Annotated in this window: 15 protein-coding genes; 13 read left to right on the top strand and 2 right to left on the bottom strand. The window is 43.4% G+C overall.

Going from position 1 to position 15022, the window contains the following annotated elements; genetic code table 11:
* Together CJD30_RS03110 and CJD30_RS03105 are read left to right on the top strand one after the other, a co-directional pair.
* On the top strand, positions 1 to 681 hold the full coding sequence (locus CJD30_RS03110; RefSeq protein ID WP_294916208.1) for a response regulator: 681 nt from the start codon (positions 1 to 3) through the stop codon (positions 679 to 681).
* Positions 671 to 2002: a HAMP domain-containing sensor histidine kinase gene (locus CJD30_RS03105; protein WP_294916206.1), complete on the top strand. Its 1332-nt coding sequence runs from the start codon at positions 671 to 673 to the stop codon at positions 2000 to 2002. Before CJD30_RS03110 ends, CJD30_RS03105 begins: the two co-directional genes overlap by 11 nt.
* Here CJD30_RS03105 and ccoG read toward each other — a convergent pair.
* On the bottom strand, positions 1984 to 3312 hold the full coding sequence (gene ccoG, locus CJD30_RS03100; protein WP_294916204.1) for a cytochrome c oxidase accessory protein CcoG: 1329 nt from the start codon (positions 3310 to 3312) through the stop codon (positions 1984 to 1986). The two genes, CJD30_RS03105 and ccoG, sit on opposite strands and share 19 nt — an antisense overlap.
* 118 nt (positions 3313 to 3430) lie before the next feature.
* Between ccoG and CJD30_RS03095 the strand changes: the two genes are divergently transcribed.
* The gene (locus CJD30_RS03095) at positions 3431 to 4219 is read left to right on the top strand and encodes a J domain-containing protein (RefSeq protein ID WP_294916202.1); all 789 of its coding nucleotides are present in this window, start codon (positions 3431 to 3433) and stop codon (positions 4217 to 4219) included.
* Here the strand turns inward: CJD30_RS03095 and CJD30_RS03090 are convergent.
* Positions 4202 to 5107: a DUF234 domain-containing protein gene (locus CJD30_RS03090; protein WP_294916200.1), complete on the bottom strand. Its 906-nt coding sequence runs from the start codon at positions 5105 to 5107 to the stop codon at positions 4202 to 4204. The two genes, CJD30_RS03095 and CJD30_RS03090, sit on opposite strands and share 18 nt — an antisense overlap.
* Before the next feature lie 107 nt (positions 5108 to 5214).
* Here CJD30_RS03090 and CJD30_RS03085 point away from each other — a divergent pair, with 107 nt between their 5' ends.
* The 10 genes from CJD30_RS03085 (at position 5215) to CJD30_RS03040 (ending at position 15019) form a co-directional block, all read left to right on the top strand.
* A complete protein-coding gene (locus CJD30_RS03085; RefSeq protein WP_294916198.1) occupies positions 5215 to 6231 on the top strand; it encodes an aldo/keto reductase in 1017 nt (338 codons plus the stop codon).
* Positions 6203 to 6700, top strand: a complete 498-nt coding sequence (locus tag CJD30_RS03080; RefSeq protein WP_294916196.1) for a hypothetical protein — start codon at positions 6203 to 6205, stop codon at positions 6698 to 6700. The genes CJD30_RS03085 and CJD30_RS03080 overlap by 29 nt, the downstream gene beginning before the upstream one ends.
* Before the next feature lie 40 nt (positions 6701 to 6740).
* Positions 6741 to 7973: a hypothetical protein gene (locus CJD30_RS03075; RefSeq protein ID WP_294916194.1), complete on the top strand. Its 1233-nt coding sequence runs from the start codon at positions 6741 to 6743 to the stop codon at positions 7971 to 7973.
* Between the two features lie 29 nt (positions 7974 to 8002).
* On the top strand, positions 8003 to 9151 hold the full coding sequence (locus CJD30_RS03070; RefSeq protein WP_294916193.1) for an aminotransferase class I/II-fold pyridoxal phosphate-dependent enzyme: 1149 nt from the start codon (positions 8003 to 8005) through the stop codon (positions 9149 to 9151).
* Positions 9152 to 9181: 30 nt separating this feature from the next.
* Positions 9182 to 10030 (top strand): deoxyribonuclease IV, encoded by an 849-nt coding sequence (nfo, locus tag CJD30_RS03065; RefSeq protein WP_294916191.1) that lies wholly within the window; start codon positions 9182 to 9184, stop codon positions 10028 to 10030.
* Positions 10031 to 10085: 55 nt separating this feature from the next.
* Complete coding sequence (locus CJD30_RS03060) at positions 10086 to 11822, top strand: AAA family ATPase (RefSeq protein WP_294916189.1); 1737 nt, start codon at positions 10086 to 10088, stop codon at positions 11820 to 11822.
* A gap of 102 nt (positions 11823 to 11924) precedes the next feature.
* On the top strand, positions 11925 to 13019 hold the full coding sequence (locus tag CJD30_RS03055) for a methyl-accepting chemotaxis protein (RefSeq protein WP_294916187.1): 1095 nt from the start codon (positions 11925 to 11927) through the stop codon (positions 13017 to 13019).
* 313 nt (positions 13020 to 13332) lie between these two features.
* Entirely contained in the window at positions 13333 to 13722 is a 390-nt protein-coding gene (locus CJD30_RS03050) for an NAD(P)H-quinone oxidoreductase subunit 3 (protein ID WP_294916185.1), read from the top strand.
* Entirely contained in the window at positions 13704 to 14213 is a 510-nt protein-coding gene (locus CJD30_RS03045) for an NADH-quinone oxidoreductase subunit B family protein (protein ID WP_013459129.1), read from the top strand. Before CJD30_RS03050 ends, CJD30_RS03045 begins: the two co-directional genes overlap by 19 nt.
* Positions 14213 to 15019, top strand: a complete 807-nt coding sequence (locus tag CJD30_RS03040) for an NADH-quinone oxidoreductase subunit C (RefSeq protein WP_294916183.1) — start codon at positions 14213 to 14215, stop codon at positions 15017 to 15019. Before CJD30_RS03045 ends, CJD30_RS03040 begins: the two co-directional genes overlap by 1 nt.
* Positions 15020 to 15022 lie beyond the last annotated feature (3 nt).

Here is a 15022-nt window from a genome sequence, read left to right as displayed (position 1 = left end):
ATGGAAACGTCAGCCACTAAAAATCTTCGTATTTTGTATGTCGAAGATGATGATGTGGCGCGTGAAAACGGTATTGAGTATCTCGAAAACTATTTTGATTACATTTATGCCGCTTCTGATGCTTTTGAGGGATTAAAACTTTACCGCGAACATCATCCTGAGATTATCATTACCGATATCCAGATGCCGAAACTCAATGGACTGGAGTTTATCAAACAGATCCGCAAAGAGAACAAAGAGACTCATATCATCGTGATCACGGCATTTAGCGATACAAGCTATCTGTTACAGGCGATTGAGCTGCAATTGATCAAATATTTAATCAAACCGGTGCAGGAGAGTGCATTTAAAGAAGCTTTGCAACTTTGTGTCGATAGTATCCGTAACAAAGATTCGAATGTAATTGAAATCGCAGAAAACGTCTTTTTTGACCGCTATAACCAAACACTCTTTGATCAAGGTGAGATGGTTGCATTGCGTACGAAAGAGCTTTTGCTACTAAATTTGCTCCTGAAATACAAAAATCGTTATGTCACCTATAGCGAGATTGAAAATCACGTGTGGCATGAGAGTGTGATGAGCCCCGATGCACTCAAAACACTGATCAAAAATCTCAAAGCGAAACTGCCGGCGAATCTCATTTCGAATCTTTCGGGCACAGGATATAAAATTGAGTGCTGAAACATTCACTCTTTTGGCCTATGGAGCGACATTCGGCATTTTATTGATGAGTATCGTCTATACGCTGGTGAGGTACATGTACTCCAAAGAGATGATGTACATCAGCTATTGCGCCATGCAGGTTTTTTCACTCGGATACATCCTTTCTTATAGCCATCTTTTTGCCATTTCTTCTGTTTTACAGGGGATTTTTCTTCTATTCTCAACACTCAGTGCGGTAGTTTTCGCTATAACATTTCATGAAGGGAATCTGATCCCAAAAATTTCGAACTTTAAAGAACTGATCATCAATACGGTGCTGCTCAATGTGGTTATATTGACCGCTTTTTATCACTATGTTTTATTTGAATATCTTCCCTATACGGTGGTGTATGCCATTTTGTTTCTCTCGGTGGTGTTTAATCTCCGATCGGGATTTAAACCGACCATTGTCTATGTCATAGGGTGGTCGTTGTTATGTGTGTTGCTGTTTGTATTTCAGCTCAAACACGTATACGTCGATCGAGGGTATGTCGATATTGTCTTGATCGCTTTTGCGGTAGAAGCGGTGCTGTTCACGATCTCCATTTCGTATAAATACAATCTTTTTAAAAATCAGGCGATCGATCATCAAAATATGCTGTTTCAGCAATCCAAAATGGCGAAGAGCGGAGAGATGATTGCTACGATAACGCATCAGTTTCGTCAACCCCTTAACAATTTGTCGTATATGTTGATAAATCTAAAAAACCGTTATGAATCCAAGACGCTGGAAGAGGCATATTTTCAAAAAAAAATCGTATCTGCACAAGAACAGTTGCAATATTTATCCAAAACGATCGATGATTTCAAAGAGTTTTATACCCCTGCTAAAATCAAAGAACCTTTTTCACTCACCGAGGCAATTGAAAATAGCATTGCCGTGATCGCTCCTGATTTGAAGAGCAAAGGGATTGCATTGGTGTGGCTCTCTTGCGATCAAGAAATTATGCTGTTTGGGAAAAGAAATGAACTCTCACATGTGATTTTAGCATTGGTTTCCAATGCCTCCGATGCGCTGAGCGGAGTGAGTGAACCCAAGATTAGTATTCGTACGGAGTGCTCAGAGGATAATGTGATTATTGTGATCGAGGATAATGGAGAGGGGATAGGCAATGAGACGCTTGGCAAGATTTTCGATCCTTATTTCACGACGAAATCAGAGGGGAGCGGTATAGGGCTTTATCTGGCGAAAATGATTGTCGAGAAAAGCTTTGGTGGAACCATTGCAGTTCAAAGCAAGCTTCGAGAGGGGAGTGTTTTCACCCTCTCCATAGCTATCCATCACGGGATCCGCGGATAGATAAACGAAATCTCTTTGGTGATGGAGATTTTCGGATCTTCTTGTGCGAAGATGGTTAGTTTGAGTCTCAATGGGGTGTCCCGTCGGGTTGAGCGAGAGAGATTTTGAGGTGTCGAGATGACCAAAATCCGTTTTCTCATCCCATCGGGTTTAAGGGTGAGAGATTCAAATCGATCGATGCGAAAGTTTTTGTCAGCTACTTTTACATCGTAAGTATAGGTTTGTTTTTGGGTATTGTGGATGTTCACAATATAGTTGTTGCTAACGATGCCATCGTGTATTTTGTAAAGTTCATTTGGTTTATTGATATTGACCAATACTTGCTCTTGTTCTGATGCTAATGCCGCAGCAAAGATCAAGGATCCGATCATGGCGGCAAAATACATAAGATTGCGTTTTGAAAAGATAGTGCGCTTACCATGATGCAAGAGCGACTTTGGGCTACTCCATTCAATCAACGATTTTTTCCCCAGTTTTCCCATGACGGTGCTGCACACATCGGCACATCCCAGACAGTTAATACACTCTAGTTGTAGCCCTTTTCGAATATCGATATGGGTCGGACATACTTTGACGCATGCTTCACAGGTGGTGCACTCTTCGCTGTTGATCCATTGCTTGGCATCGGTAATCTGTTTTTGGTTGTCCGTATAAATCACACCGCCGCGATGGGTGTTATACAGGACGTGTTTGGTATCATCATCATAAAGGACGGTTTGAATACGTGAATAGGGGCAAAGATAGGTACAAAAACTCTCCTGCATCCAAACAATATCATAAACTAAAAATGCGGCGGATGAGAGGATAAAAGTAACGATAAACAGATGCTCTTGCGGGTGTTGCATGTAGACAAAAAAATCTTCCGGAGGGACGAAGTACCAGATGAAATTGGTTGATGCAGTTATAGCTATTAATGTCCACAGTAAAAAACCAACAACGATTTTGAGCTTATTTTCCAGTGGTGACGTATTCATCCGTTTTTGTTTATTGGCGATTGTGCGCAGATCGAGGAGAGAGCCTTGGATGAGATCACGGTAGAGGGTGCGGAAAATTGTCTGCGGGCAGCCCCATCCGCACCACGCTCTGCCCATAATGGACGTAAGGGCGAAAATTCCGATGAAGAAAAACATCAATAAAAACGGCATGATATAAAACTCATTGACATCGTACGCCAATCCCATGAAATGAAACTGTAATTTTTCAAAGGAGAGGAGTAAAAGATGGTTTTGATTGACCGTGATAAACGGCATGACAAAAGTGATGACGGTGACGAAGGCATAAAACCAATATCGTTTCGTCGCGTATGACATAAAGACCCCTTGGAATATGGAATGGAGAACTCTAAAAAAATAAAGTGTCCTTTTGGTGGCACAAGAGTGGAACTCATTTTGCTTTAGATGAGAAAAGAATCACTAAACGGGGGCTGCCGTGAGAGTTGTTTTACGCAATAACGCTATCTTTGTTCAAGGAAGTTCCAACACGCTCGAAGAGTCGTGGATGGAGGAGTTTTTCGATCATCACATCCATAACACGCTGTTTTTGGATAATGGGGTATTGGTTCTCAATAATGAAAACTCCGCAGATCAAAAAGAGGAATTTTTAGAGACGCTCAGTGAGCGTTTCACCAAAGCCAATGAACTCTCCAGCCCGTTTTATACCCGTTCGTTAAAACGGTGCAAAACAGCGGCTGTCCGTATCGAAGTACCGTTTCGTGAGAGTGAAAAAGTCGATGTCGAAGTGTATGCGTTCGGACCGGATCGTGTAAAACTGAGTGTTCTAACGCCAAATCGTTGGGTGATGCGCTATCTCAAACAGCAGCTCTCCAGTATGGTGACCAGCTCGACAAACGATGCATTGTTTATCGACGTAACGACGCAGCAATCACGGGCACGTTTGGAGAAAACACTCAATCGCCGTGAAGTTCTCCATTTTACGATCAACTACCAATATGATGATATGTTTATGAGCCGATTGTATGGCAACTATCGCGGATGGGGACAAAGCAATGATGCAATCGATAAAATGATCCGCTATCATGCGATTTTTGAAATTCCGATGGGGTCTTCGCCGGAAGATTTGAAAAAACGGTATCGTACACTGGCTAAACGGTATCATCCTGATCGTGTACAAAATAAAAGCCCGAAAATCATCAATAAATATACGGAGAAATTTCAGCTTCTTCAAGAGGCATACGGGGCACTAAGAGCGGTTAGTTAATACACTCAGCTCTTCTGCATCAATACGATAGAGACGTTTGTCTTTTATATCGTTCAGCTCATTTGAAAATCCCCGTTTTGTGAACAAAAATATTTTATCGGGTGTTATCGAGAGTTTAGAACATTTTTCTTCAAGTTTGTGAAACTCTTTTTTGTTGACTTTATGGTTTGTCCACTTGCACTCCCCGACCCAAATTTCCCCTTCCATCGTCTCAGTGAAAAGATCGATCTCTACTTCACGATTCCAATAACTCCCTGAATCCAAAATATCACCTCCAAATGTCGGAGCTAAAATCTCTCGGATATAGAGGTCGCACAGCTCTTCAAACGTAAATCCGACAAAAGCATTGAAATGCTCTCGAAAATGCTCTAAAAAGAATTGATAATTTTCCTCACGGATCGATTGGGAAAACGGCTCGACAAAGGCAAACCAAAAACGTAAAAATGGGGTAATAAATCGGTATTTATGAGAAATGACATGGTGTTCTATCTCTTTTTTGAACCGCTGTTTCGGATAGGCCCGCTGCAAAGGTATTTCCCGTGAACGTTCAAGGCTGAGATAACCGCTATGACGCAAAAATGCAAACGCCTCGCTCCCCCGTTCTTTACCGATGCGGGCGCGACGGTAGGCTGAACGTTGCCTGCGATCTCCAACTGCAATAGCATGGAGCAAATTAATATACAGAGGATTATCGTTGAGAGGTAGAAGTATATTCTCACGATGAGATTCAAAAGGGGAAATGATATGCTCAAAGATGAGTGTTTCAATCGGCTGATCGGTATCGATTGGTTGATTGTAGCCACCGAAAATGGCGAATAACTCAATGCACTGTTCCATATCGCTTGGAAGATTGAGATGAAAAAAATCGCTTATCAGTTTTCTATCCATGGCGGAGATTATAACGAATAATTGTATCGCATCCATTTGCGAAGACAGTTGTGGTTCAAAAACGCTAAAATAGCATTATAAATTTTGTTACTGTGAAATGAGATTGCATGAATTACCGCTATATAGGCCGAAGTGGACTGCGCGTATCACCGATTTGTATGGGGACAATGACCTTTGGAAGCCAATGTGATGAGACAGCGGCATTTAAAATCATGGATAAAGCGTACGATGCTGGGGTCAATTTTTTCGATACTGCCGAACTCTATCCCGTCCCTCCCGAAGAGAAACTTGTCGGTTTAACTGAAGAGATGGTAGGACGCTGGCTCAAAACAAAGCCGCGCGATTCGATTATTTTGGCTTCCAAAGTGGCGGGAGCCGCATCGGGATGGTTCGTCCCTCCGATTCGTCATGGGTATACGGCAATTGATCGGTTTCATATCGAGCGGGCAATTGAAGGATCACTCAAACGTTTGGGAACAGAGTATATTGATCTCTATCAGATGCATTGGCCCGATACGATTGTTCCTATCGAAGAGTCAATGCGAGCTTTTGATGCTTTGGTGCAAAGCGGCAAAGTCCGCTATATCGGAACCTCCAATGATACGGCGCGGGGGACGATGAAATCATTGATGGTTTCCAAATACGAAAAATTAGCCCGTTTCGAGTCGATCCAAAACAATTTCTCGCTTCTCAACCGTCGGGATTTGACCGAAATCGGAGCACTTTGCCGTGAAGAGAAGATTTCACTGTTGCCGTATTCTCCGTTGGCCGGAGGGGTACTGAGCGGAAAATACAACCAAGACATCAATGCACAAGGACGGTTCAGTGATTACGTCAAATCGGCTAATAAGCGTCAACGTTTGATGGCGGCGCGCTTTATGAACGATAAAACTCTTGCTTCGACGCAAGAATATCTTCGTATCGCGCATGAAACCGGGATTCATCCGGTGACGATGGCGATAGCCTGGAGCAAGCAGTTTGATTTTGTCGCTTCGACGATTATCGGAGCGACGAGCCCTGAACAGCTCGATGCGAGTCTCTCTGCAATGGATGTGACGCTTAGCTCCGAACTACTCCAAAAATTGGATGAGGTACATGCAAAAATTCTTTATCCTATGGGTTAGTCTCCTCGCGCTCATGATCGGAGGGTGTACGGGCAAACACTACAGCATTAGTGAACCCAAAATCATCACGATCAAATCACCGAAGCTCAAGTTTGCCGATACGGGGTATATCCGTCATGAAGGAGAATCGGTGGAGGCCGAACTCTTTACGGCAGGAGTTGCAGTAGAAAAGATTTCTATTGATGAGAAGGTGTGCGTAAGTGCAGGGTGCATGAGCGAGCAAGACTTCATCCGTGAGTATCTATCTGCCGAGTACCCTACCGATACGCTTCGCCGAATACTGCTCGGTGAGCCGATTTTTCAGGGGATCAATACGAGTGAACAGTGCGGCGGTGCAAAGACTCAATACATTCGCAATGAAAAAATGGACATTGTATATCGGCTCAAACCCGGTCTGAGCTATTTCAAAGACCGAAACAATGGATTGATCATCAGAATTGAAAATCTTGACGACAATCAATCCCGTTAAGTTTTTGATAGAGTATAATCAATAGAAAAAAAGGGTAAGAATGAACGTTTCCCCTAATTTTTCCCTTCCGCTTCGGCTGATTGCTCCCTATTTTATCAGTGCTGTTTTCTTTTATATCGTGGCGATGAGTTTTTTGTTTTTCTTCTCATCACGTGTGAGTCTCCACGATTTTAACGTGATCGGATGGGTTCATTCCTATATGATCGGTTTTGTCATGATGGTGATCATCGGTGCGATGGGGCAGATGTCGGTCGTTGTTGCCGAGGTCTATCATCGCTATCCCTCTGTATTTCGCTGGATTTTTCCTCTCCTCCTCATTGGAATTTGTACTCTTTTGTTTGGATTCTTTGTATCTTCTCTATATCTTCCGATCGGAGGAGGGATCATATTTTTGGCGTTGGGCCTTTTTGCGTTCAATCTGTTTATCAGTCTTCGTAGCAGTCGTCGTCGAACCAGTGTGACCCGCTCGATGCAGTGGAGTACTCTCTTTTTGGGATTTGGGCTGGGGGTCGGAGTCTGGATGGCTTTATCGTATTCGGGGATTATCAATACCGATCCGACGCAATGGCGAATGGGACATGTTTTTGCTGTGTTTGGGGGATACGTGATGCTCAATATTATGGGAGTAAGCACTGTTGTCCTTCCGATGTTTGGTGCATGTAATCGTCCCTCAGATCGAGACCATACAATCAGTTTTTATACGATGATCGCTTCTGTCAGTGCAATGATTATTGCATCGATGTTCCAAATGGTGTGGCTGCAAAAGAGTGCCTTATGGATCGGAATCGGATCCGTGCTCTATTATATGATACAGGTGTATCGCATCTTTACTACGAAAAAAAGGGGTTATAGCGATATCTGGGAGAGATCAGTCCTCATAGCGTTTATCGCGTTGGTCCTTTCGATCGGTTTGGGGATCTATGCACTAGTATGCAGCGATGAGACGGTGGTAATTTTGTCATTTTGGTTTTTGACGGCTGGATTTTTAGGGTTTTTGATTTCGGCGCATCTGTATAAAATTGTCCCTTTTTTGGTCTGGTTTGAACGTTATGCCCCCTATATCGATGAGCGGGAGGTTCCGATGCTCCATCAGCTGCTTCCGACACGTTGGGCAAATGTGCAGTGGGGCTTTGGAGTGGTCGGTGTGTTGAGTATCGCTCTGGCGATAGCGATGAATAATCCGATCCTTTGGAAGATAGGTTCGTTAAGCCTCATTGCCTCAGGCGGTGTTTTGTTAGCGATTGTGATCAAGCTTTTGCGCGATAAGTTATAATTCTCTCTTTTATTCGGGAGCAATTACAGATGAAACTCAGTCAACGCAGCGGAACGGTCGAACAATCCCATATCCGATCTATGACGCGGGCATGCAATGCACGAAACGGGATCAATATGGCACAAGGGGTCTGCGATCTTGAAGTTCCCCGCATCGTCATTGAAGGGGCGTATGCTGCGATGAACGCTGGCGTAAATATCTATACTCCGACCGAGGGATTGCCACGATTGCGCAATGCTATCGCCGCGAAAATGAAACGTTTTTATGAGGTTGAGATTGAGTCGGAGCAGGTTTTGGTCTCTGATGGTGCGACGGGGGCGTTTTATACGGCGTGTATGGCTCTGCTCAACCCCGGTGATGAGGTGATTTTATTTGAACCTTATTATGGGTATCATCGCTCCACCCTGACCTCTCTTGGTGCGGTTCCTACCTTTGTACGGCTGGAAGCTCCGGAGTGGAATCTCGATATGGATGCACTCGAAGCCGTCGTGACTCCTAAAACGAGAGCAATGGTGATTTGCAACCCCGCCAACCCGAGCGGAAAAGTTTATACGCATGAAGAGTTGGAGCACATCGGAGCGTTTGCCGAAAAACACGATCTGATCGTGTTTGCGGATGAGATGTACGAGCACTTTTTGTACGGTGACGCAGTTCATATCACGGCACTGAGTGTCCCAAGTCTCAAAGACCGATGCGTTGTGCTGAGCGGATTTTCCAAAGTGTTTAGTATCACCGGATGGCGATTGGGATATGCGATTGCTCCCGTGAGTGTTATCGAAGCGATGGCACAGCTCAACGATCTAATTTACGTTTGTGCCCCTGCACCGTTGCAGATCGGTGCGGCAATAGGATTGGAAGAACTTGGGGATGAGTACTACAACGAGCTTGCCCGACTCCATGAACACAAACGCGATCTCTTTTGCGGAGCACTCCGTGATGCAGGATTGAATCCGAGTATTCCAAATGGCGCATATTATGTCATGACCGATGTGAGCAGTGTTAGAGGAAGCGATGATTTTGACAAAGCGATGGCGATTTTGGAAAAAACTGGGGTTGCATCTGTTCCGGGACGGGCATTTTATCACGATGATGCGGGATGCAACCTGGTTCGCTTTTGCTATTCTAAACCCCTTGATGTACTCGAAGAGGCGGCGAAGAGAATACGAAAACTTCGCTAAAATACGATTAATCAATTATCAGGAATATACATGGCTAAATTTGTCGGTGCTCACGTTTCGGCGTCGGGGGGTGTTTTTAATGCCCCGCTTAATGCAATGGCGATCGGGGCAAAGGCGTTTGCCCTTTTTACGAAAAACCAAAAACAATGGGCAGCGAAGCCACTGGATGATGAGACCATCGGACTTTTTAAAGACAATCTTGTCAAAAGCGGTATTTTGCCATGTCACGTGCTGCCGCACGATTCGTATCTGATCAATCTCGGACACCCTGAAGAGGACAAACGGCAAAAATCGCTCGAAGCGTTTATCGATGAAACACGTCGCTGTATGCAGCTTGGGCTTGATCGGCTCAATTTTCATCCGGGGAGTCACCTCAAACAGATCAGCGAAGAGGAGTGCATCGATCGGATCGCGATGAGCATGAACGAAGCGCTGAGTGTCACCGAGGGAGTTACATTGGTGATAGAGAATACTGCAGGACAGGGAAGCAATCTGGGATATTCGTTTGAACAGCTAGCCGCGATCATCGAGCGAATTGAGGATAAATCACGAGTAGGTGTTTGTATCGATACGTGTCATATGTTCACTGCAGGATACGATATTCGAACCCGAGAGGCCTATGATGCAACATGGTCGGAATTTGAGAGGATTGTAGGATTCAATTATTTGCGTGGAATGCATATCAACGATTCTAAACCTGATCTTGGCAGTCACGTCGATCGACACGATTCGATTGGAAAAGGTAAAATTGGTCTCGATGCTTTCGGCTTCATTATGAACGATCCGAGGATGGACAATATCCCATTGGTATTGGAAACGATCGATGAGGCGATATGGGCTCAGGAGATTGAATTACTCTATTCATTCCAGTCTATTTAAGGATAGAATCTCTCCTACGAGATAAAATACAAAACGGATTCACACAAGGACAGCATTGAAATTTTTAGTTGATTTTTTAGAAAACAAAACGATTGAAAAAACGGGTATTTTTTCGCAGCTTAAATGTACGGTAGAGGAAGCGAAAATTTTACAGCTTCTGACCCGAAAATTTTTGCAATCTCAAGAAGACGTTATCGTCGCCGAACTCCTACAAGAGTTGTATGGTGCGGATGATTATACCTATTTGGAACATTTCGGTGAGGTCAAAACCCTTTTGGAATTGGGATGGATCACTCACCACTCTTTTACCCCTCTCAAAATCAGTGAGTTATCCCATTTGGAGCTTTACAATACACCGGTGGCATTGACCTCAATTTTTATGAAGCTCCTCGAAGAGGGGTCATTGGAGATGACGCTTCCGGATATCAAACCCTACGCCGATCATTTGGAGTACCTCCAAGATCAGTTTTTTCGTATTGAGCTGTACCAAAAAATGTCGATTATCCGCCATAACGGCAATGAGCACTCCCTTGGAATCAACCGTATCCAAAACAAACTCGATCTCCTCGAAAAACGTATCGATGAGCGGATTGCCCAAACCTCACTCGATGTGGTGCTCGATCGCTTTTTCAAACAAAAAAAGCTTGAACCAAAAGAGCAGGTGATCTTTTTGGCACTTCTCAAAGAGGAGTACAGCGCGACCGAGGGAAATCTGCGTGAGATGAATACCCTCATCGATTTGATCAGTTTCGATGATTATGAGCGGATCAAAAACCGCGCTCTTCTTGAAGACGGCTCACGACTCATCAGTGATGAAGTAATCGACTATGAGGAGATGCTCAATCCGTTTGGGGGTATCAGCCGTGCTTTCTATATCGTTGATGAAGTATTGCAATCGATTATGCACCCGCAGAAAAAGAAAAAAGTACGCAAACTCAAACTCGATATGCTCATCAAAGAGCAGGAAATTTTTGAATTGATCGAACCGACAACATCGCTTGAAAACGTAGTACTCAACCCTTCGACTGAACAAACTCTCTCAAATTTGATGCGTCAGCTGGATCGTGAAGTGATCGCACGTCTTCATGAATGGGGGGTGAAAGATAAAAAAGCGGGGATCGATGCACGAATCATTTTTTACGGCCCTCCGGGGACTGGAAAAACATTGACAGCACACTCATTGGCACGCTCTTTGAAACGGCAGATACTCAGTTTTGACTGTTCGAAGATCCTCTCAATGTACGTGGGTGAATCGGAAAAAAATGTTCGTAAAATTTTCGATACCTATGCCGATTTGACCCATCAGACAAAAACAGAGCCGATTTTGCTTTTGAATGAAGCCGATCAATTCTTATCTTCCCGCTCATCAGGGATCGGTTCGTCTGCGGATCAGATGCACAATCAGATGCAAAATATCTTTTTGGAGCAGATCGAAAAATTTCAGGGGATCTTGATCGCAACGACCAATCTGCTCGAAAATATCGATCAGGCGTTTTCGCGCCGGTTTAATTACAAAATTGAGTTCAAAAAACCGGACCAAAAGCAGCGTCTAATGTTGTGGAAAATGATGCTTCCGAAAAATGCACCGTTTGAAAACGGATTTGATGTTGAAAAATTAGCCTCGTATACGCTCACCGGAGGTCAAATCAATTTGATCATCAAAAATACCGCGTATAACGTTGCAGCGCGAAAAGAGGGCGTTTTTAGACTTGATGATTTTATTGCCGAAATCCAAAAGGAGCGTTCGGGAAGTTTTGAGAATGAAAAATCCGTAGGCTTCTTGAACCATTAATATCAAAAAAATATCTCAAAATAACTAAAAATTAACAAATGAAATAGTTTTGCGACAAACGACTGGTATAATCTCCGCGAGAAGCTAAAAACGGAGCGTAATATGGGTTGGTTTAGTGATGATACCGCATTAAAAGAGGAAATTGCAGCTCTTCAAAAAGAGAACAGGGAACTTCGAGATCAAAATCGGGAATTATCCCAAAAAGTGTATGAGTACGAATCGCAAAGTGCTCAAGAATCAGATCACGAACATTTCGTGAATGCTTCCATCATGATGAAATATCAAAATGAACAATTGAAGAAAAATTTGGTGGATATTCAGGGGAATATGGCATCATCGGTTTCTTCATCAAAAGAAAATATTATCAAATCCAATGAATTACTTGGAAACATCGTCGAACTCGGACAAAGAGCATCGGGTATTTCGAGTACGTTAGAGGGGTTGAACGGTTTGGCATTAGAGTCGATGGATACGGTCAAAGCACTCTCTGATCGTGCCCAAGATGTCGCAAGTATTTTAGTATTGATCAAAGATATCTCAGATCAAACCAATCTTTTGGCATTGAATGCAGCTATCGAAGCAGCGCGTGCCGGTGAGCATGGGCGGGGCTTTGCCGTCGTTGCGGATGAAGTGCGCAAACTTGCCGACCGTACCGATAAAGCGATCAGTGAAATCAATATATCGCTGCAATCGATGAAGCAAGACGTTACGACAATCGGTGAAAAATTCGAACAAGTTCAAGAGAACATACACGAATCCAATGAATCGATCAGCAGCTTTAATGACAATATGGAACATAATGCCCAAATGATGCGTGTGACATTTACTCAAACGGAACATACCGCAGAACGTGTATTTATGAGTTTGGCCAAACTCGATCATGTCATTTGGAAAGTGAATACTTATCTTTCAGCAATCACGAAAAAAGAGCAGTTTGCATTTGTCGATCACCATAACTGCCGTTTAGGTAAATGGTATTATGAGGGTGAAGGGGCTGATTTTTTCAAGAAAACACCAAGCTACTCTTCTCTCGAATCTCCGCACTCGATTGTTCATAACTCGACCCATAAAATTTTCGATTTGATGAAAACCGATGAGATCGGATCGGATCGTTTTGTTAAAATCTTTGAAGAGATGGAGCACGCGAGCGACAGTGTTTTTAATACATTAGACCGAATGCTTCAAGAAAAACACTAAATTGCTTCCCAAAGTAGCACATTTTGTGCTGCTTCCCACCAGTTAAATCCCCATAATTGCTTAGTACTTGTTCCGATTTGATACGAATATAATAATCTTCCATTGTATGTGTTACGAATTTTAACATTAAGATCTAAAAATGAAAAATGATATGTTTCTTATCGTGACATTGCAATAAAAAAATTGGGTGTATAAGGGTTCGTTTAATTCTCTTTTTGTTATAGTGCAACAACTGTTTTTATTAAAAACGTAGATCGTAGGGGAGCTTTGCTCAACTGCGGGATATGCCATCAACCATAAAAAGGTCGGAACTATGGAGCATTACAACGTAGCAAATCCCTATTTTGGGGTATTTGTACTGTTTGTGTTAACGTTTGGCGCGTTTTACGCGACTACCGTGATTGCACGCCTTGCCAGTCGGGCATTGGCGGCCAAAGATACTGAAAAGATAAAGTTGACGGTTTACGAGTGTGGACCGGAAGTGACGAAACAACCTAACCGTATTTCGACACAGTTTTATCTCTTCGCATTACTGTTTTTATTGTTTGATGTCGAGATTGTTTTCATGTTTCCATGGGCAATCGATTTTAAATTGCTCGGTTGGTTCGGTTTTGCTGAGATGATGATGTTCATCTTGCTACTCGCTATCGGTTTTGTTTACGCTTGGAAGAAAGGGGCGCTCGAATGGCACAACATCAAGTAAATTATCTGAAAGACGGCGGGCTTCCCGTCGCATTGACGACAATCGACAAAGTGGTCAATTGGGGTCGTTCAAACTCCCTTTGGGCACTGACGTATGGATTGGCGTGTTGTGGTATTGAGATGATGGCATCGGGTGCATCACGTTACGATTTTGACCGTTTCGGAACTATTTTCCGTGCTTCACCGCGTCAGGCAGAACTCATGGTTGTTGCGGGTACACTGACCAAAAAACATGCTGAGTTTATTCGTCGTTTGTACGATCAAATGACTGAGCCAAAATGGGTTATCTCAATGGGCTCTTGTGCGAATACCGGTGGTATGTTTAACACGTATGCGACGGTTCAAGGTGTGGATCGTGTCATCCCTGTTGATTTGTATCTTCCAGGATGTGCTCCACGTCCTGAAACATTGCAATATGCGGTATTGCTGCTTCAACAAAAAATTCGACGTGAGAGCGCATCACGTGCTCAAAAACCAAAAAGGCTGATGTAATGAGATCTTACACCCCTAAAGACGATGTACAGAAAAAACCCTATTACACCGACCGTTATTGGGTTGCTCCTCAAGTAGCAAAAACTGATGTTTCCGAGGATGCAGTATTTGCAAGCGACCTTGAAGCGATCAAATCAAAGTTTGAGGTTTTGGATGCCTACATCCAAGTAGGACAAATGGTGGTTGTGATCAATGCTCACGACAACTACGGCGTGATTGAATTGCTCAAAAATGAACTTGAGTACAATCAGCTCTCTGAACTCTCGGCAATCGATTGGCTCTCATCTGAAGGAAAATTTGAAATTTTCTATCAAATGCTCAGCATGAGCAAACGCAAACGTATCCGTGTAAAATGTAAAATTAGTGAAAAAGAGTCGATTCAAAGTGTTGAAAAACTCTTCCGTTCGGCTGATTGGTCGGAGCGTGAAATGTACGATATGTTTGGTGTGGTCATCAACAATCATCCGTACATGAAACGTATTTTGATGCCGGATGACTGGGAAGGATTCCCGCTTCGTAAAAGCTATCCGCTCCAAGGGGATGAGTTTGCGCAATGGTATGAAGTTGATCGTATTTTCGGAAAAGAGGCACGTGACATTATCGGGCCTGAAAACCGTGATTCTGCACGCGTGGATCGTTATGACACCGAACGTTTCGCCCGTTTGGGTCACGAAGTACCTCGCGGTGCCGATATCAGCCAGGGTGAACCGGATACACCTCTTGTATATCAAGAGTCTGAGGGTGTATTCATGATTCAAAAATTTGACGCAGAAAAAAGCGTTGTGATCTCTGATCGCGATCGTTAAGGA

Origin of the sequence: Sulfuricurvum sp. PD_MW2 (genome assembly GCF_002633015.1) — a bacterium.
Classification (GTDB): domain Bacteria; phylum Campylobacterota; class Campylobacteria; order Campylobacterales; family Sulfurimonadaceae; genus Sulfuricurvum.
This window is presented reverse-complemented; position numbering and strand designations above follow the sequence as displayed.